Origin of the sequence: Enterobacter sp. 22466, assembly GCF_052044775.1 — a bacterium.
Taxonomy (GTDB): domain Bacteria; phylum Pseudomonadota; class Gammaproteobacteria; order Enterobacterales; family Enterobacteriaceae; genus Enterobacter; species Enterobacter dissolvens.
The window spans coordinates 223,402-242,631 of sequence record NZ_JBQENX010000008.1 but is presented as its reverse complement, the minus strand read 5'-3'; the positions used below and the strand labels follow the sequence as shown (position 1 = coordinate 242,631).

Annotated in this window: 13 protein-coding genes; 6 read left to right on the top strand and 7 right to left on the bottom strand. The window is 56.4% G+C overall.

The features are described from left to right. Window positions 1–211: 211 nt before the first annotated feature. Entirely contained in the window at window positions 212–985 is a 774-nt protein-coding gene (pdeH, locus tag ACTJJI_RS20090; protein ID WP_014833668.1) for a cyclic-guanylate-specific phosphodiesterase, read from the top strand. Window positions 986–1,051: 66 nt separating this feature from the next. Then, entirely contained in the window at window positions 1,052–3,094 is a 2,043-nt protein-coding gene (locus tag ACTJJI_RS20085; RefSeq protein ID WP_063412846.1) for an AsmA family protein, read from the top strand. A gap of 60 nt (window positions 3,095–3,154) precedes the next feature. Here the strand turns inward: ACTJJI_RS20085 and ACTJJI_RS20080 are convergent, their stop codons facing one another. The 3 genes from ACTJJI_RS20080 to ACTJJI_RS20070 all read right to left on the bottom strand — a co-directional run bounded on the left by ACTJJI_RS20080 (window position 3,155) and on the right by ACTJJI_RS20070 (window position 6,715). Further along, window positions 3,155–4,477, bottom strand: a complete 1,323-nt coding sequence (locus ACTJJI_RS20080) for an MFS transporter (protein WP_014833666.1) — start codon at window positions 4,475–4,477, stop codon at window positions 3,155–3,157. A 262-nt stretch (window positions 4,478–4,739) separates the two neighbouring features. Then, window positions 4,740–5,765, bottom strand: a complete 1,026-nt coding sequence (gene yhjD, locus ACTJJI_RS20075; protein ID WP_014833665.1) for an inner membrane protein YhjD — start codon at window positions 5,763–5,765, stop codon at window positions 4,740–4,742. Window positions 5,766–5,815: 50 nt separating this feature from the next. Then, window positions 5,816–6,715, bottom strand: a complete 900-nt coding sequence (locus tag ACTJJI_RS20070) for a LysR family transcriptional regulator (protein WP_014833664.1) — start codon at window positions 6,713–6,715, stop codon at window positions 5,816–5,818. A 119-nt stretch (window positions 6,716–6,834) separates the two neighbouring features. On the opposite strand from ACTJJI_RS20070, the gene ACTJJI_RS20065 reads away from it, so the two are divergent. After that, entirely contained in the window at window positions 6,835–7,593 is a 759-nt protein-coding gene (locus ACTJJI_RS20065; protein ID WP_182380966.1) for an SDR family NAD(P)-dependent oxidoreductase, read from the top strand. A gap of 173 nt (window positions 7,594–7,766) precedes the next feature. Continuing rightward, window positions 7,767–8,369, top strand: coding sequence for a response regulator transcription factor (locus tag ACTJJI_RS20060; RefSeq protein ID WP_323282914.1), 603 nt, complete (start codon window positions 7,767–7,769; stop codon window positions 8,367–8,369). On the opposite strand, the gene ACTJJI_RS20055 is transcribed toward ACTJJI_RS20060, so the two are convergent. Both ACTJJI_RS20055 and ACTJJI_RS20050 read right to left on the bottom strand, forming a co-directional pair. Continuing rightward, complete coding sequence (locus ACTJJI_RS20055; RefSeq protein WP_014833661.1) at window positions 8,348–8,674, bottom strand: lysozyme; 327 nt, start codon at window positions 8,672–8,674, stop codon at window positions 8,348–8,350. The genes ACTJJI_RS20060 and ACTJJI_RS20055 overlap by 22 nt on opposite strands. 71 nt (window positions 8,675–8,745) lie before the next feature. Further along, window positions 8,746–9,285 (bottom strand): GNAT family N-acetyltransferase, encoded by a 540-nt coding sequence (locus ACTJJI_RS20050; protein ID WP_192544987.1) that lies wholly within the window; start codon window positions 9,283–9,285, stop codon window positions 8,746–8,748. 148 nt (window positions 9,286–9,433) lie between these two features. Here ACTJJI_RS20050 and ACTJJI_RS20045 point away from each other — a divergent pair, with 148 nt between their 5' ends. Then, a complete protein-coding gene (locus ACTJJI_RS20045; RefSeq protein ID WP_014833659.1) occupies window positions 9,434–11,023 on the top strand; it encodes an STY4199 family HEPN domain-containing protein in 1,590 nt (529 codons plus the stop codon). A 493-nt stretch (window positions 11,024–11,516) separates the two neighbouring features. Here ACTJJI_RS20045 and ACTJJI_RS20040 read toward each other — a convergent pair whose 3' ends face one another. Then, window positions 11,517–13,166, bottom strand: coding sequence for an alpha,alpha-trehalase (locus tag ACTJJI_RS20040; RefSeq protein ID WP_014833658.1), 1,650 nt, complete (start codon window positions 13,164–13,166; stop codon window positions 11,517–11,519). Window positions 13,167–13,351: 185 nt separating this feature from the next. Further along, window positions 13,352–14,062 (bottom strand): response regulator transcription factor, encoded by a 711-nt coding sequence (locus ACTJJI_RS20035; RefSeq protein WP_225738759.1) that lies wholly within the window; start codon window positions 14,060–14,062, stop codon window positions 13,352–13,354. A 210-nt stretch (window positions 14,063–14,272) separates the two neighbouring features. Between ACTJJI_RS20035 and ACTJJI_RS20030 the strand changes: the two genes are divergently transcribed. Continuing rightward, the gene (locus ACTJJI_RS20030) at window positions 14,273–19,180 is read left to right on the top strand and encodes an Ig-like domain-containing protein (RefSeq protein WP_440655315.1); all 4,908 of its coding nucleotides are present in this window, start codon (window positions 14,273–14,275) and stop codon (window positions 19,178–19,180) included. Window positions 19,181–19,230 lie beyond the last annotated feature (50 nt).

Sequence of the window (19,230 nt, the reverse complement as noted above, 5' to 3'; positions counted from 1 at the left end):
AGTAATTAAAGGTAGTGTGCGCTGTGTGAATTATGCGGTCAACTATATTAAAACGACGTTCCATTATTTTTTTTGAGCCAGCGCGGGTTCCTGTTAATTTCTGTCATCTTAATTTCATTTTCCCGGTGAATTGAACATAAAGTTCTCAATTGTTGCGCCGATAACCCAGTGACGAGTCCAGAAAGGCCATCCCAACAACAGGACATCTGAAATGAAGTCAGAGCAGGTTATCCAGCGGCTGAGCACTACGCCTGAGGCAAGTATTGAGAACTTGCAGGAGCATCGCTACTGGCTGCAATGTGAGCGTGCGTACACCTATCAGCCAATCTATCGTACCGACGGTCGACTGATGGCGATTGAAATTTTGACGGTCGTTACGCACCCCTCAAACCCTTCACAGCGTATCGCGCCGGACCGCTATTTCGCCGAAGTTGCCGTTCGCCAGCGTCTGGACGTGCTGGAAGAGCAGTTGCGTATGCTGGCAACGAAACAGGCTTTTTTCGAACAGCACGATATTCTGGCCTCGGTCAACGTGGATGGCCCAACCCTGCTGGCGCTGCGCCAGAATGCGAACCTGCAGGAGCTTATCGCCACCCTGCCGTGGATGCGCTTTGAACTGGTGGAGCATGTCCGCCTGCCGCAGGAATCTTCTTTTGCCTCGATGTGTGAATTTGGCCCCCTGTGGCTGGATGACTTTGGCACCGGCATGGCGAACTTCTCCGCCCTCAGCGAGGTGCGATACGACTACATCAAAGTGGCCCGCGATCTGTTCATTATGCTGCGCCAGACCCCGGAAGGGCGGAATCTGTTTACGCTGTTATTGCAGCTGATGAACCGCTACTGCAAAGGGGTCATTGTGGAAGGTGTGGAAACGCTGGAAGAGTGGCGCGATGTGCAAAACTCACCTGCCGCCGCCGCGCAAGGCTATTACCTCTCGCGTCCGGTTCCCATGGATACCCTCGACACCGTGATAACACACCTCTGAACCGCCCGTTTCCCTTTGTCTGGACTATAGTTTTACAGGACAGGTCATCAGGAAAAGGGGATCAAAATGACTAAAACAACCAGGGTAATCTCCTGGACAGCAGGGATTTTCTTGTTGTTGATCGTGGTCGCTATCATCGTTATTGCGACATTCGACTGGAACCGCCTTAAGCCGACCATCAACCAGAAAGTCTCAACCGAACTGAACCGCCCCTTCGCGATACGCGGTGATTTAGGCGTGGTGTGGGAACGTCAGAAGGAGGAGACCGGCTGGCGAAGCTGGATCCCGTGGCCGCACGTTCACGCCGACGACATCATTCTGGGTAACCCGCCGGATATTCCTGCCGTCACCATGGTGCATCTCCCGCGGGTTGAAGCCACGCTGGCGCCGTTAGCGCTGCTTACGAAAACGGTCTACCTGCCGTGGATCAAGCTTCAGCAGCCCGATGCTCGCCTGATCCGCCTCTCGGAAAAAAACAACAACTGGACATTTAACCTCGCCAGCAGCGGCGAGAAAGATCCCAACGCCCAGCCCTCTTCGTGGTCATTCCGTCTCGATAACATTCTTTTCGATCGCGGACGGATCGCCATCGACGATAAGGTTAGCAAGGCTGATGTGGAGATCCTGGTCGATCCGCTGGGCAAACCGCTGCCGTTTAGCGAAGTGACCGGCACTAAAGCGAAAGGGGATAACGCCAGCGCGGGCGATTACGTTTTTGGCCTGCGGGCTAGCGGACGCTACAACGGACAACCGTTAACCGGCACCGGTAAAATTGGCGGCATGCTGGCGCTGCGAAGCGCAGGTACCCCGTTCCCGGTGCAGGCGGACTTCCGCTCCGGCAACACGCGAGTCGCCTTTACCGGTACGGTCAACGACCCCATGAACATGGGCGGGGTTGATTTGCAGCTCAAGTTTGCCGGAGATTCGCTGGGCGAACTGTATGAACTCACCGGCGTGCTGCTGCCGGATACGCCGCCGTTTGAGACGGACGGGCATCTGGTGGCCAAAATCGATACGGAAAAATCGTCTGTCTTTGACTATCGGGATTTCAACGGCCGTATCGGCGACAGCGATATCCACGGTACGCTGACTTACACCACCGGCAAACCGCGCCCGAAACTGGAAGGGGATGTGGAGTCCCGCCAGCTCAGGCTTGCCGATCTGGGCCCCCTGATCGGCGTTGATTCCGGCAAAGGCACGAAGTCGAAAGAGGTGAAAAAAGACCTGCAGCCCGCGGGGAAAGTGCTGCCCTACGATCGCTTTGAAACCGACAAGTGGGATGTAATGGATGCGGATGTGCGCTTCAAGGGGCGTAAAATCGAGCATGGCAGCACGCTACCCATCAGCAATCTCTCAACCCATATTCTGCTTAAAAATGCCGACCTGCGTCTGCAGCCGCTGAAATTTGGTATGGCGGGCGGAACCATCTCCTCGAACATTCATCTGGAAGGCGATAAAAAGCCGATGCAGGGCCGGGCTGATATTCAGGCACGCAGGCTCAAACTGAAAGAGCTGATGCCCAACGTGGAGCTGATGCAGAAAACCCTCGGTGAAATGAACGGCGATGCGGACATTCGCGGGGTGGGGAACTCCGTGGCGGCGCTGCTCGGGAGCAGTAACGGCAACCTCAAGCTGCTGATGAACGACGGGCTGGTGAGCCGCAACCTGATGGAGATCCTGGGACTGAACGTCGGGAACTATATCATCGGGCAGATCTTTGGTGATGATGAAGTGCGGGTGAACTGCGCGGCGGCGAATCTGGATCTGGTCAACGGCGTGGCGCGGCCGCAGATTTTTGCCTTCGACACGGAAAATGCGGTGATCAACGTGACCGGGACCGCCAGCATGGCCTCTGAGCAGCTTGATTTAACCATCGACCCGGAAAGCAAGGGGATCCGTATCATCACCCTGCGTTCGCCACTTTATGTGCGTGGCACCTTCAAAAATCCTCAGGCGGGGGTAAAACCCGGGCCGCTGATTGCGCGCGGTGCGGTGGCGGCAGCGCTCGCGACGCTGGTCACGCCAGCTGCGGCGCTGCTGGCGCTGATTTCGCCATCAGAAGGGGAAGCCAATCAGTGCCGGAACATTTTGTCGCAGATGAAGAAGTAGCTCCCTTTCTCCCTCTCCCTGTGGGAGAGGGCCGGGGTGAGGGCATCAGGCTGCAGTAAATTACAGAGCCTGATGCTTAGTCTCGTGCGTCAGCAGCAGCGCAATCAGCGTCAGTGCCGCCATGGCCGCCAGATACACGCCCACGTAGAACAGGCCATAATTTGCCTGCAGCCAGGTGGCGATGTATGGCGCAACGGAGGCACCCAGAATAGAAGAGACGTTATAGGAGAATGACGCGCCGGTATAACGCACTTCCGTCGGGAACAGCTCTGGCAGCAGCGCGCCCATCGGACCGAAGGTTAACCCCATCAGGCTCAGGCCAATCAGCAGATACGCCATCACCAGCGCCGGGCTACCCGAACCGAGCAGCGGCGGGAAGACAAACAGGGCGAACAGAATGATAAGCGTCGTGATGGTAATCATGCTGGAGCGACGGCCAAATTTATCCGCCAGCAGGCCAGCAATCGGCACCATGACGCCAAACCCAATCACCGCCATCATCAGCATCCACAGCACTTCATTACGCGGCAGGCCCAGCCCAACCGGCGCGGCAGCGGTGCTGTACGTCATGGAGTAGACGGTCATGATATAGAACAGCGTATAGGTGGCCAGCATGATAAACGTGCCCAGCACGGTCACGCGGACATGTTTGGTCAGCAGCGTGCCCAGCGGCACTTTTACCTGTTTTTTCGCCGCCGCCACTTTCGCGAACACCGGGGTTTCGTGCAGAGAAACGCGAACATACAGGCCAATCAGCACCAGTACGGCAGAGAAGACGAACGGAATACGCCAGCCCCAGCTCATGAACTGTTCATCCGTCAGCAGCCAGGAGAGCAGCAGGAAGGTGCCGTTCGCAAAGAAGAAGCCAATCGGTGCGCCAAGCTGCGGGAAGGAACCATACAGCGCACGCTTACGCGCCGGTGCGTTCTCGGTCGCCAACAGCGCCGCGCCGCCCCATTCGCCGCCCAGACCCAGACCCTGGCCAAAACGTGCCAGCGCCAGCAGCACCGGTGCCAGAATGCCAATACTCTCGTAGGTAGGCAGCAGGCCGATGGCGACGGTGGAAATGCCCATCGTCAGCAACGAAGCCACCAGCGTCACTTTACGCCCGATGCGATCGCCAAAATGACCAAACAGCGCCGAGCCAATCGGACGCGCGACGAAGGCGATAGCAAAGGTTGCCAGAGACTGCAGTGTGGCCGCCGTCGGGTCGCCCTGCGGGAAGAAGATATGCGGGAAGACAATAACCGCTGCGGTGGCGTAAATGTAAAAGTCGAAGAACTCGATGGCGGTGCCAATCAGCGAGGCGACGACGACTTTATTGCGTGAGTTGACCGGAACGTTTTCGCTCCCGGAATCGAGTGTTGTGGCGGTTGCTTGCATAATATTTTCTTATTTTTTGTCGGACGAAAGGCCATATTACGCACAGCAAAAGCGACATTTCAATCTGTAACAAAACGGCGAACCGGTGATAAAAGCAACAAAAAGCGGATAATGTTCAGCCCAGCCAAAACACTTCTATGAAATGCTTCACGGATTTTAAATATTAGTGGATAAAACTGGTTTTCAGTTAAATAAAAGTTACGGACTGGATATATATGCTGAAATGATGAATCGGGCTGAAACTTTCAGCCCGAAAGGGGGGTTAGCGGTGTGTTTTCCCCGGCATGCGCGTGTCGCCTTTGTATTCGGCGGTGGCGATCCACGCCGCACAGAACAGGGTCAGGCGGGCGAAGAAGTAGAAGAACGCCATCAGCCCCAGAACCGAGCCAAACGCGGCGCCAGAAGGGGATTTCACCAGTGACGGCAGGGTATACGTCATCACGATTTTAATCACCTCAAAGCCTATCGCCGCGAGCAGTGTTCCTCGGATCAGTGCTTTCTTGCGCGGGCGATGACGCGGCAAGCGCCAGAAGATCCAGAAGAACAGCAGGTAGTTGGCGAAAATGGAGATCGCCAGCCCGATGCCGCGCCACGCAGGCTTGAGCCAGTCGATGTAATCAAGATAGAGCGCGGAGATAATCATCTGCTGCGCGGAACCGGCGACCGAGGTAATGGAGAGCGTGACGACCAGCGCCACCAGCAGACCAATCAGCGAAACAAAATCGCGGAAATACTTAACCCAAATTTTCTCCTGATCCTGAGGCTTACGCTCCCACACCTCGCGCGACTGGGCGCGAATGGCCTCGCGCAGGTTACCCATCCAGTTCACGCCGGAATAGAGCGCAATCAGCAAACCGACAATACCCACCGTGGTGCGCTGCTGCACGGCAGTATTGATGGTGCTTTTTAGCGTGGTGGCGAGGGTCGGGTCACTGACGTTATTCAGGATCTTATTGAAAATATCCTGCAGCAGCGTCGGGTGAGACGCGAGCACAAAACCGGCTGCCGCGAACGAGACCATCAGGATCGGGATCATCGACAAAAAGGAAAAATAGGTAATCGCTGCACCAAACTGATTCCCCATCCGGTCGTTGAAACGTTCCGCGGCGCGTATCAGGTGCGCAATCACGGGGATCTGCTGAATTTTCTCCGCCAGCGTGGTGACCGTCCCCAGCGCTTTGCTGGCTTTGCCGGGTGTGCCGGGCTCTTCGGGCCCGGTCTCCATCTTCTTGATGGGATCGTAATCTAATTGTTGAGTGGGTCGTTGCGGGTTATTTTCCGGCGTCACGCGTTTTTTCCTTTTCGTTTGGCTGGATGTCATTGAATTATAGCTTGCGACTAATCCACGTAAGCTTTTGTGATTTCCGTAAGCCACTCCATAAACAGGTGCACCCGGCGGGAGAGGTTACGGCGGTGGGGGTAGATCAGGGAAACCGGCATGGGTTCCGCCCGGTACTGCGGCAGCACTTCAATCAGCTTTTTCGTGCGTAGAGAATCACGTACGCCCACGCGGGGAACCTGAATAATACCCAGCCCGGCGATACAGGCGGCATGGTAGGTCTCTGTACTGTTGACCGTCAAGACCCCGCCCGTTTTAACCCACTGGGTCGCGCTGCCGTTATAAAACTCAAAGCCTTGCGGGCGCGAACCCAGCATCGCGGCGTAGTGGATCACCGCGTGTGAGGCCAGGTCGTCGAGCGTTTCCGGATAACCAAACCGCGTCAGATAATCCGGGCTGGCACAGTTAATCACCGAAAGCTTGCCCAGCGGGCGGGCGATAAGCCCTGAATCCTTCAACGTGCCGACGCGCACCACGCAGTCAAACCCTTCGCGGATCACATCCACCAGACGATCGCTGCTGCTGAGCTCCAGTTCAATACCCGGATACTGCTGCAGAAACGCAGGCAGTTTTGGGATGACTAAATTTCGTGCAACGCCCACCGGCATATCGACGCGTAGCCGCCCGCTGATGCTGGAGGGATCGTGCTGGAACATGCCGTCCAGTTCATCGAGGTTCGACAGCAGATCTTTTGCCCGTTCGTAATAGACCATGCCGTCCTGGGTGAGGCTGACGCGGCGCGTGGTGCGGTGCAACAGCTGGGTGCCCAGCCGGTTTTCCAGCGCCTGAATCTGGCGCGAAACGCTGCCTCTCGGCAGGGTCAGCGTCTCCGCTGCCCGGGAAAAGCTCTCCAGTTCCGCGACACGAACAAACAGCTGCATTGCGTGAATTTTATCCATCGGTATCGCTCATTGTTGTTGAGAATGAAACAGTGAAGCGCGCTAGCCTGTCTTTATTGATCTTCTATCAGCTAATAAGCTCTTTCTCAATCTCCCTGATAACCGAAATGAGGTTTCTTATGACTGAACGTATCGCATTAGTGACCGGTGGCAGCCGTGGTCTGGGTAAAAACGCGGCTCTGAAGCTGGCAGCAGCGGGAACAGGAATCATCCTGACTTATCATCACAATCAGCAGGACGCGCTGGATGTGGTGCGTGAAATTCAGGAAAAAGGCATTAACGCGGCGGCATTACAGCTCAACGTCGGTGATATCACAGGTTTTGAGCATTTTGCCCAACAGCTGCAGGAAACCCTGAGAACCGTCTGGCAGCGTGATACCTTTGATTATTTATTGAACAATGCCGGAACGGGTTTATACGCCCCCTATACCGGGACGACAGAAGCGCAGTTCGATGAGGTAATGAATGTTCATTTCAAAGGGCCATTTTTCCTGACCCAGCGCCTGCTGCCTTTGCTGAATGATGGCGGACGGATCCTCAACGTCTCCAGCGGACTGGCCCGTTTTACTCAGCCAGGCTCCGCGACCTACGCGGCAATGAAGGGGGCGATGGAAGTGCTGACCCGCTATCAGGCCAAAGAGCTGGGCGCGCGCGGGATCTCCGTCAATATCATCGCGCCGGGGGCAATTGAAACCGATTTTGGCGGCGGACACGTACGCGATGACGCGCAGCTTAATCAGATGCTGGCGTCGCAAACGGCGCTGGGACGGGTTGGCCTGCCGGATGATATTGGTGATGCCATCGCGGCGCTGCTCAGCGATAAACTGGGCTGGATGAATGCGCAACGTATTGAAGTGTCTGGTGGGATGTTCCTGTAATGCATCTTCCTGAGGGGACGGAACCCCTTAAGGAAATCCTTAAGCAGAGTGTGTCCGGATACGGGCAGATATAAACATCGGCGGTGAATTTGTAACGTCTCCATTCATTGAGTTTTTTCTCAAATAACGCCTCTATACAATCCCCCCTCGCGATTCTCAGAGGGAGAAAAACGATGCGAGTAATCATGTTTGACAGGCAGTCGATATTTATTCATGGAGCGATAAACAGTCTGCGGAAGGTAATGCCGGAAATAAATATGACAGGGACCCGTCAGGCAGATGAATTACGGGCGCAGTTGTCCGCGTCACCGTCCGCTATCGTCATGATTGACGGAGAGTTAATTCATCACGAGGGCATCACATTTCTGGAAGACATTATCACGCGTTTCCCTGCGATACGTGTGGTGATGGTACTGGCGAAAAAAGAGCCCCGGTGGGCAAAACAGCTGTTGCAGTGCAACGTAATGGCAATTGTTCCCCGCAACGCGTCTGCAGAGCGGTTTTGCGCGGTGCTGGATTCGGTCTCCAGAGGGATGGTCTGTTTTCCCGGCGAGTGGCTGACGCAGCAGGCGTCTCACCAGACGTTGTTATCCTTAAGCGAGCGCCAGCGTGAAGTGCTGAAGTTACTCGCCGCCGGGGAGTCGAATAAAGAAATTGGCCGCACGCTGAATATCAGTGCGGCAACGGTGAAGGCCCATCTGGAGTTGCTCTTCCGGCGGCTGGATGTAAAAAATCGCACGCAGGCCGCGATGTGCTATACCCGGCTCACCGCCTGAGCGATGGCATTTATCGGGCAAGGTGTGTGACTAAAACTGAACATCAACAACACCAGCGCATCATGCTGGTGTTGTGTTAATGGCTGAGTAATATTTTCCTGAATTAACATCTCATAGATCTGAATATCGTTATCTAACAAGCGCTCTGCTTCAGCAACGGTAATAAGGCGATGGAATTTCTCCCATTGCTGAATGACATGACCATATCCAATGACCCCTGTACCGCGCTCGTCACGATATTTTTCCAGGGACAGTCCTTGCTGTTTTTTAATTAATTCAACGGCAGCAGAAGATAGCTTTAACATGGTATTTTCCTCTTTCAGACATCACTGTAGAGGAAATGCGCCACGAGACATATCCGCCAAATGGCCGTTGCTCAACCGTTATTTTCCAGATAGTCGCGCTGCAATAAACCAAACAGCCAGTCATTATGCCAGTGGCCGCCAAGGTAATAGCTCTCACGCAGCTCACCCTCCAGCCGGAAGCGGGCTTTTTCCAGCAGACGCCGGGAGGCGATATTCCCTGCCGTGACGGTGGCGGTGAGGCGGCGGATCCCCCCCTGGTGGAAGGCATAATCACAGAGTGCCTGCAGGGATTCATAGCCGTAACCTTTCCCCTGAGCCGCGGGGGCGAAAAGGAAACCGACTTCGACGCAATCCGCTTCGTGGTGTTGGTAGCCGGTCACCCCCAGCGGAGTCTGGCTGGCGTTATCGCGAACCACGAGGCAGAGCCAGTGCGCGCTGCCGGGTGTCCACGGCGTCAGCCGGGAATCAAAGGCGTCACGAATGTCCGCCACAGTGCGATCCTGCGCGACAAAACGCATCACATCCGGGTCTTGCTGTAGCGCCAGGAAAAAGGGCCAGTCATCTTCCTGTAACGGTGAGCAGGTAAGACGCGATGTTGTTAACTGAGGCATTCAGATTCTCCTGAAACAATGTCAATGATTTTGGTGCTGTCACTTTATTTCAACAGAAAGTCAGGTATGGTTAACCTCGTATAAATAAAAAGAAAAACGGCCGTTCCGGGCCCCTTTTGGATGTCTTCGTGGTCTTTTAAGGAAAACAATGACGCTCAGCACATCACACCATATCCGCGAACAGTTTGAACACTGTCTGGCGGTCATTCGTCAGGCCTCAGTGGAAATATTGCTTCTCCTGAATGTACATGTTTCTGAGGGAAAAGATCCACGCTGGTTCCTGGAGCAGCTGGACAGCGCGCGTTTAGGCCTGGGCGGGTGGGGCGCCGTGGCGAAGAAGCTCAACCTGAACGATGCTGAGATGTCGGAATTTACCCTGCAACTGCGCCTGCTGCAGCAGCGCGTTCCTCAGTACGAAAGCGGGCAGGATGTCAGTGAAAATCAGCTCATTGCGGCGATGCGGTTTGTCACCGCGCTGGAGCATCTTCGTCTGCAACAACCGCTCCTGACATACAGTACCGAACTGGCGCCCGGCAGTGAGCTTCAACAGCAGCAGGCACACAAGCAGGTGCGTGCGATTGAGCTGATGATTAAAGGGCTTATTCAGCAGGCGTGGCCCGATCAGGTGCGGCTGAATAACCATCTTAAGACCCTGTTTAACGCGGACCGCGTGCGGCGCTGGCTGAAGCTGGGTGACATCAACGACGTGCTGAGCGGAATGATGTTCAGCGAGCTGGCCCAGATGCTGGTGGATAAAAAAGAGTACAGCCGCTATTACGCGTCGCTGTTCAGCGATGCGTCCATGCTGACGCTGCTGGTAGAACCGCGCAAAACGCTGCAAACCTTCCTTGATGATATCCGCCAAATCCGCAACAACCTTACCGTCCAGAAAGCATTAACCTCGGCGCAAATCCAGCTGCTGGATAACTACTACACCCAGATCACCCGTCCCGTTCAGCGTGCGTTTGAAGAGGGGCGCACTCGCGTCAACCCGGCCGGGTTAATGGCGGTGGATGCCAGCGAGCTGCATGCTTTCTGGGAGAAAGCGCAGAAAATGGATCGGGTCACCGGCGGGGATCTGTTTGAAGTGCGTGACACGATTGAAAAACCGACCCAGCGCGCGCCGCGCACGCCTGAACAACGCGAGCAGCTCATCTCCGGCGTGTTATGGGGCGCGGTGGGCGTGATGGTCATTGCGATTGTCGCGGGAGGGTTCTGGCTGGTGACCAGCAGTTCGCCAGCAGAGACAGCGGTGGCCGCCACCGAAACGCCTGCGCCGCAGGAGATGCGGGAAACGCCCTCCTCGCGGGAGACGCTGACGCGCATGGGCATCACCTGGGACGAGAATAATTTCCGCTCGGCCATCAACCGCAACGACACCCGTATCGCGCAGCTCTTTTTACAGGGCGGAATGGACTGGAAGCTCTCATGGACCGAAGAGGCGATGTCATCCAACCATGACGACGTGCTGGAGCTAATGTTGCGCTACCGGCAAAACATGGTGGAAGAGAAGCCGTGCCGGCGGTTTATCAATACGCTCACCCACGCCATGGCGAATGGCGAATCGCTGACCGCCGTACGTAAACAGTACCTGAAAGCCTTTTGCACCGTCCCTGCCGTGGTAAAACGCCAGCAGCACGATTTGGATATGGCGACGCGCCGCGCCGAGTCACAGCCGAATGCCAGCACAAAAAAATGGCAGGCTATTCAGTCTGCCATTTATGAGGTGATCCGCTGATCGTATCTCCCTCTTCATGTGGGTTGAGGGCTCCCCGGTAATTCATAAACAGAAGCAATAACGTTGCTCTCAGAATGACTGAGGGCGTTCAGCGATGCCCTGGTCCGGCTGTAAATCGCTGAGGCGTTTCCTGCAGGCCGGGGCGAGGCGCATGGATGCGCCGAGAGGGCGGCCTTACAGGGACGTTACATCCGCCCGTCCCCGATAAGCCGGAAGGAATAAGCCGAGGGCACCGCGAAGCGGCGATTTACCGCCGGGAGCCCGGGTCGCCAGGGCGGTGGCGATTGAGCCGCCCTGGCACGTTCACGGGTCATGTTGTTACAGAGTAGCAAGGAACATAAAGTGAACGGAATGACCTCCACAGCCGTATGTTCCCCCTCACCCCAGCCCTCTCCCTCAAGGGAGAGGGGGCCGTCTGTGCAGGAATTATTTTATGGGGATCCCTCAACCGTTTGGGAGAGGGCCGGGGTGAGGGCACCAGACCGCACCCCACTCAAGGCTCCCCATACAACCCAATCAACCGCCGCACTACGCCATTCGTCCAGCCAAAGCCATCCTGCAATGGATACTCACCGCCGCCCCCTTCGCGTGGAGTACTGCTGGCGATGTGATACTTCTCAATCAGCTTATGGTGAGTCTGATAAAAATGGTTCACCGTGTGCAGCCAGCTCCAGGCGATCTCATCGCCCAGCGAGTCGTTGCCGTACTGCTTGAAGCCCTGAATGGCCATCCACTGCAGCGGCGCCCAGCCGTTGGGTTTATCCCACTGCTCGCCGGTTTCGTACTCGGTCGCGAGGATACCGCCTGGGGTGAGCAGACGTGATTTAACCGCATCAGACAAGCGTTCTGCCTGCTCATGGGTCGCCATTCCGACATACAGGGGCACGATGCTCGCCGCAGAGAACAGCGCCATAACTTCGCGTCGCCAGTCGTAATCCCGGTAGCAGCCATTCTCTTCATCCCACAGGTAGCGGTTTACCGCCGCCCGGCGATCGCTGGCTTTCTGGCGGAACAGGTCTGCCGTCTCTTTATCCCCTTTCGACGCCGAGATATTGGCGATAGCGCTTTCCAGCTTGAACAGGAAGGCGTTCAGGTCGATGGGGATAAACTGCGTGGTGCGAATGCTGGCCAGTCGGCCCGGTTCGCGCAGCCAGCGGGAGGAGTAATCCCAGCCGGAGGCCGCCCCCGCGCGCAGATCGCGATACACCTCATTGGGGGGGCGACCGGAATGGCGGGCCGTCTCCACGTCCTCAATCCACGATTCGTCGCGCGGGGTGTCACGGTCGTCCCAGTAGCGGTTCAGCAATGAGCCATCCGGCATACGCACCGCGCTGCGATAGGCCTGATTCAGCAGCAGCGACTCCGCGCCGTCCATCCAGAAGGCGTGCTCCATTTTGAGGTGCTCAAGGTAGCGCTTCGCACCGCGCACCCCGTCCTCTTCAAACAGCTCCACCATCAGGGCAAACACCGGCGGCTGGGAGCGGCTGAGGTAGTAGGTACGGTTGCCGTTCGGGATATGGCCGTAACGCTCGATAAGCCAGGCGAAGTTATCCGCCATACACTTCAGCAGGTCGTTACGACCACTCTCGGCCAGCCCCAGCATCGAGAAGTAGGAATCCCAGTAGTAGGTCTCGCTGAATCGCCCGCCGGGGACGATATAGGCCTGCGGCAGCGCCAGCAGGGAGGACCAGGGAATATGGTCCTGCGGCTCGCGCGTCAGCACGGGCCACAGGCTGTCGATATGCTCTTTAAGCGTCAGCCCCGGGTCGGACACATATTCCGTGCTGTAGGTTTCGGGCAGCCAGAAGTGATTCTCTACGAACTGGCGCAGGTCGAAATCCCGGTGGCGTCTTACCTTGCGATAGCGGATCAGAATATCCAGCGGATCCATCTTCGGTGCGCAGTCGGGAAAGGTTTTGCTGTCCGCAAACAGCCTTGTTGACTGCACATGTTCGAACAGCTCAAGGTAACGGTCAGCGGGCGTCAGGGCGTCGGAGGCGGGCAGCCCCTCGATCATTTCGGGCTCCGGCTCCGCCTCAATCATCTCATCCAGTTTCAACTCGCAGGGATCGGTCTCGTAGCGCAGCTCTTCTTCGATCCCGAACGCGATGTTCTCGGTAGCCTGTATCTTCTGGTTGAACATGGTGATAAGGACCTCCGGTTGTGTGTTCAAAAGACAGGTTTTTCCGGGCGTCCTATAAGCGTAGACACTCGCTTCGGTAGATGGGGAGGAATATGTGCGGTAGATCACTCTTTTCGGAGCATTCGTTTTGCAACGAATGATGTCATCAGGCCCGGACATGCCGTCGTCCGGGCGTCTTGCGGCGTTCAGTACAGATAATTCCGTTTTGCCAGATCCACCAGTTCCGCCAGGCGAGTCATATTGAATTTTGCCATGATGCGCTGCTTATACGCGCTGACCTTTTTGTTATTCATATTAAGCATCGAGGCGATAATCTGGTTGCTGTAGCCCGCGGAAATATAGCGCAAAATACAGATATCAATATGCGACAGCGATAATAACAGCGATGCATCCCGGGGATACCGGGCATGGTGTTGCCATAGCTCCGAGCCATAGCAATATCCCCCGGAGAGAATCTTGTCGACGGTGGTAATAATTTTATCCAGTGAGCTGTTTTTATTTAAATAACCAGCCGCACCGGCCCGTCGGCTCAACTGAATATGAAAGTCGCTGGAGGACGAAGAAAAAATGAGAACCTGAATATCAGGGTAGGCTTTTCTTATTTGCACCAGTTGAGAGAAAACGTCGGGGCTCTGTTGCAAATGTTCCATAATAATCAGGTCAGCATTTAACATCGGCAACGCGCTGTGCATTGCCTCAATCGTGAGGAATTGTGCCGCCGTCTGATAACCGTGTTCTGCTAATAACCCCTGGATGCCTGTCCGGAGTAATGAACTGGCATCCATGAGAATGACTTTTTTATCTGACATTCCTGATTGTCCTGATTGGGTGACAAAAATCTCATTTTCCATCCGCGCTAAAAAAAGTTGGCTAAGACTTGTCTTTATCTTCGCCATTATTTTCTGTCGTCTAAATACCGCCAGATGACGGTGCCTCTGCCCCCTTTTATCCGCACTCGGGACATATAAGACCGGTTTGCGACAGGTCTTATTAAGCCAAAACTTGCCAGCCGGGAAGATAGCGTCAGCCAGGGAATGTATCCCGTATGGAAGTGCGTCTGGCGCGTTGCGCAGACACAGATCGATTATTTACACGAGAATTTAAACATGACTCTCAAGCCAGTAAATATTGCAGTCGTAGATAAAGATACGATTGTCAAAGCTGACGTTCTGCGCAGTGAAAAGGTTGGCAGTGCTGTCAAAATTAAGGCCATCCCGAATGCAAAATACATTCTTGCTGAAGGGGAAAATGGCGTCGCGCCAGAAAACATTACGCTGAAACGCGTAGGCAAAGACCTGTTCGTCATGCTGGAAGGCACTGATGAGGATCAGCCACAGCTGATCATTGAAGACTATTTCGATAACCCAGGTGAGCTGGTGGGTAAGGGCGAAGACGGTCAGTGGCACGAGTACATCGCCACCGACGGTGACGACGACCACAAAGCCGCGTTCCTGCTGGACGGCGAATCCTCCGCCCAGGCGCTGGGTGCGGGTGCCATTGCGGGTCTCGACGGTCTGGCCGTTGCGGGCACCGCGTTCTCTCCTGCTCTGCTGGCGCTGGGTGCGTTAGCCGGGATTGGTGCGCTGGTAGGTCTGGGCGCCATTATTCGTCATAACCGTGACGATGGCGGTGACAAAAAAGGCACCGTTGCGCCTGTTACTACCCCTGTGCTGACCGACGTGCACGACGACTATGGCACAAAAACTGGCTCGATCCCGCAAAACGGCGTGACCGATGACGCGACACCAACGTTTAGCGGTACAGGCCGACCGGGCGACATTGTTGAACTCTGGGAAAATAACAAAAAGCTGGGTGAAGCTCGCGTGGGTGCTGATGGCAAATGGACCTGGACGCCGGAAACCCCGCTGGCGCACGGCGACCACAGCATTGTGCTGATCGGTAAAGGCCCGGATGGCCGCACCAGCGCGCCGAGCGACTCTTTTGATTTCACCGTCGATCTGGAAGCCCCTGTTAAGCCGATTATTGGCGAAGTGGAAGACGATGTTGGCGCGAAAACAGGCCCAATCCACAACGGCGATGCGACTGACGATAAACAGCCGGTCTTCCGCGGTGAAGGTGCTACGCCTGGCGATACCGTACGCCTGATCGTTGACGACGAAGTGGTCGGTACTGCGATCGTCGGTGAAGACGGTAAATGGCAAGTGACGCCTGAGAAACCGCTGCCGGAAGGCAGTCACACCGGGAAGGTGATCATCACCGATCCGGCCGGAAACGACAGCGAACCGTCTGATGACTTCAAATTTATCGTTACGCCAGAAAAACCGATCATCGGCGAAGTAGAAGATGATGCCGGTACCGTGGTGGGCCCAATCCAGAACGGCGGCGCGACTGACGATACGCAGCCGACGTTCCGCGGTGAAAACGGCACGCCTGGCGATACCGTCAGACTGATCGTGGACGATGAACTGGTGGGGACGGCGATCGTCGGTGACGACGGCAAGTGGGCAGTGACCCCTGAGAAACCGTTGCCGGAAGGTAGCCACACCGGGAAAGTGATCATTACCGATCCGGAAGGCAACGCCAGCGAACCGTCTGATGATTTCGAATTTATCGTGGATCTGCAGGGCCCTGACAAGCCGGTCATTGGCCACGTTGAAGACGACCAGGGACCGTCCGTAGGGCCAATTCACAATGGTGACACCACCGACGACACCCAGCCGGTGTTCAGTGGCGACAAAGGTACACCTGGCGACACCGTGCGTCTGATTATTGACGACGAAGTTGTGGGTACCGCAATTGTCGGTGATGACGGCAAGTGGGAAGTGACCCCTGAGAAACCGCTGCCGGAAGGCGAACATGAAGCGGTCGTGGTGATCACCGATCCGGTGGGTAACGACAGCGATCCGTCCGATCCGATCGGTTTCATCGTAGACACCACGCCGCCGGTAAAACCGACGATCGATAGCGTGTTTGATGATGCGGGCCTGAAAACAGGCAACCTGACCAACGGCGAGGTCACCGATGACAGCACCCCGGCCTTTACCGGTACCGCTGAGAAAAACAGTCTGGTGCACATCATTGTTAACGGTAAGGAAGTGGATTCCGTTACCGCTGACCCGACAGGTAAATGGACCTGGACGCCGTCTCCGGCGCTGACGAACGGGCACTACGATGTGAAAGTGGTTGCCGAAGACAAAGCGGGTCTGCGTTCTGAACCGTCTGACGCGTTCTCGTTTGAGCTGGTAGCAGGCGGCATTCCTCCGGCACCGGCAATCACGGACGTAATCGATGATGTCGATGCCCATGTTGGCACCGTACAGCAGGGTGGCATCACCAACGATGACAAACCGACCATCACCGGTACGGGTCAGGACGGGACGACTATTTACCTGTATGACGGCACTAACCCGACACCTGTCGGTAGCGCTGTGGTGACAGGTGGCACCTGGACCATTGATTTCGACACTGCACTTTCGCAGGGTGAGCACCGCTTCCGCGCGGTGGCGGAAAACGCCGTGGGCAACCGCAGCCCGGAAACCGGGGAGTGGGTGATTATTGTGGACTCCGTTAAACCGCTGGCACCTACGGACATTGAACTGTGGGACGACTTCGGCACGCCGGGCATTATTGCGGATAACGGTACCACCGACGATAACACCCCAACCTACCGTGGTAAGGGTGACGCGAACGGTACCGCGATCATCGATCTGGGTAATGGCACCACCGTGCGCGTGCCGGTAGATGGCAGCGGTAACTGGAGCTACACCCCGGCACCGGCTCTGGCGGACGGTGACTACACCTGGAAAGTCGCGATTGAAGATAAAGCGGGTAACGTTGGACCAGAGTCTGCGCCGATCCACTTCACCGTGGACACCAGCCACAACGGTGTGTCTATCAGCCACGTGGAAGACGATGAAGGCGAACTGAAGAGCAATCTGGCCAGCGGCAGCCATACCGATGACACGACACCCACCGTTGTGGGCCGCGCGACGCCTGGTGCCGAAGTGAAAGTGTATCTGGACGGCAACTTTGTCGACAGCGTGATCGCTGACCCGGCGACCGGTGTGTGGAAATACACCTTCAACCCGGCGCTGACCACTGACAAGACGTACCAGATCACCGCCAGTGAAAATACCGGCACCGGTGATAGCGCGCAGACGGCGCCATTTGAACTGACGCTGGATACCCGCGTACCGGTTGGCTCATTCGATAGCGTATCGGATGACGTCGGTCTGATACAGGACGACCTGGCGAACCCGGCGGTGACCGACGACACCACGCCAACCCTGCACGGGACCGGCGTCGCGGGTGATGTCGTGTTTATTTATGACGGTGACACGCTGATCGACACCGTGACCGTAGGGCCGGGCAACACCTGGAACTTTACGCTGCCTGCACAGAACAACGGCACGGAACTGGCCCTGAAGACGGTGTTCCAGAGCCCGACCGGCGTGAGAAGCGCCCCGTCCGCGGAGTGGAAAATCACCATTGATACCGACGCGCCGACAAGCAGCGCGGTGGTGGATGCGATGACCCAGGACTCCGGTGTCAGCGGCAGCGACTTTATTACTAACAATGGTCAGGCCGGTAGCCTGGTCAGCGGTCATCTCTCGGCTCCGCTGGAAGCGGGCGGGAAAGTGCTGGTCTCCACCGACGGTGGGAAAACCTGGCTTGAAGCGATGGTCGACGGCGACAAATGGGCGTTTGTTGACGGACAGGGACACAGTGCTGACTGGACTGTACTGACGCGCGTGGTCGATATCGCCGGGAACTACACCGAATCCTCGCAGAAAGTGGTGCTGGATCAGGTGGCACCGGATGCACCGACCGACGTGGTGCGCAGTGGCAACGACGTGACGGTGACGCTGCCAGGCAGCGGGATTGTCGAAGGTGACACCGTGCTGGTGAAGAGCGGCGACATTACCGTGACCCATACGCTGACGGCCGCCGACATTGCTAACGGCAACGTGACCCTGAGTCTGCCACCGGGCGGCTACACCGATATTCCGGTGGGCGCGGCGATTGTTGACGCAGCGGGTAACAGCTCCAGCTACCGCACCAGCGCGTTCACCAGTACCAACAGCTTCGAAGACGATACGGAGTTCGCAGACATTAATGCGGGCGCATGGGTGCACGGGATGCGTTTCTCCCACACACCGGATACCGGCACGGCGGATTATGAATTCGACAAACAGGTCATCGGGACGGGAAGCACCAACAGCCTGTATTTGTACAGCACCTCAACGGATGCCGGGATGCAGGCCAGCATGTTTGTCGACTTCCAGTATGGCGCCAAAACGATCGATTTCGTTTTCAACCCACGCTTTGCTGGCCCGTCGACGGTGGTGACGTTCTACGACGTCAACGGCGATGTGATTAGCTCGCAGCCGGTGAGCGCTTTCATCGGCAACCGTAACGTCCCGGTGTCGTTTACCAGCCCGGATGATACGCCGGTTTACCGGATGGAGATCCATCACGAGGAACTGGCGACCAGTACCGGGTTTGGCTTCAGCATCGATAACCTGGTGGTGAGCGGAACGGCGAAAACCGTCACCCCGGGTGAGTTCCTGGCGGATAACCAGGGCGATGTCTGGTACGGCGACGCAGCAGACAACCTGTATCAGGTTGCGGATGTCACCAGCCTGACCAACGCGGTGATTCAGGGTGGCGAAGGCACCGACACGCTGAAACTGCTGGGGGCGGATCAGCACCTCGACCTGAGCGCGCTGACCCACCCTGTCCAGTCAGTGGAAGTGTTCGACATTACGGGAACAGGCAATAACACCCTGACACTGAGTGCGGGGGATGTGCTGGAAAACGCCACGCAGAATCTGTTCCACGACAACGACTTCAACCAAATGATGGTGAAGGGCGACGCGGGCGACACGGTGAATCTGAGCGACCTGCTGCCGAACGGTATGGACCCGGGTAACTGGACCGATGGCGGGACGGTGAATGTTGGGGGAGTGGAGTATCAGTCTTATCAGATGGATAGCCTGAATACCGAGATCCTCGTTCAGATGGGAGTCACGGTCACGCTACAGAACCATTAATTGATGCCAGGAAAGTGAGGCTCCTGCACCGGAGCCTCCGCAAAGTTTTA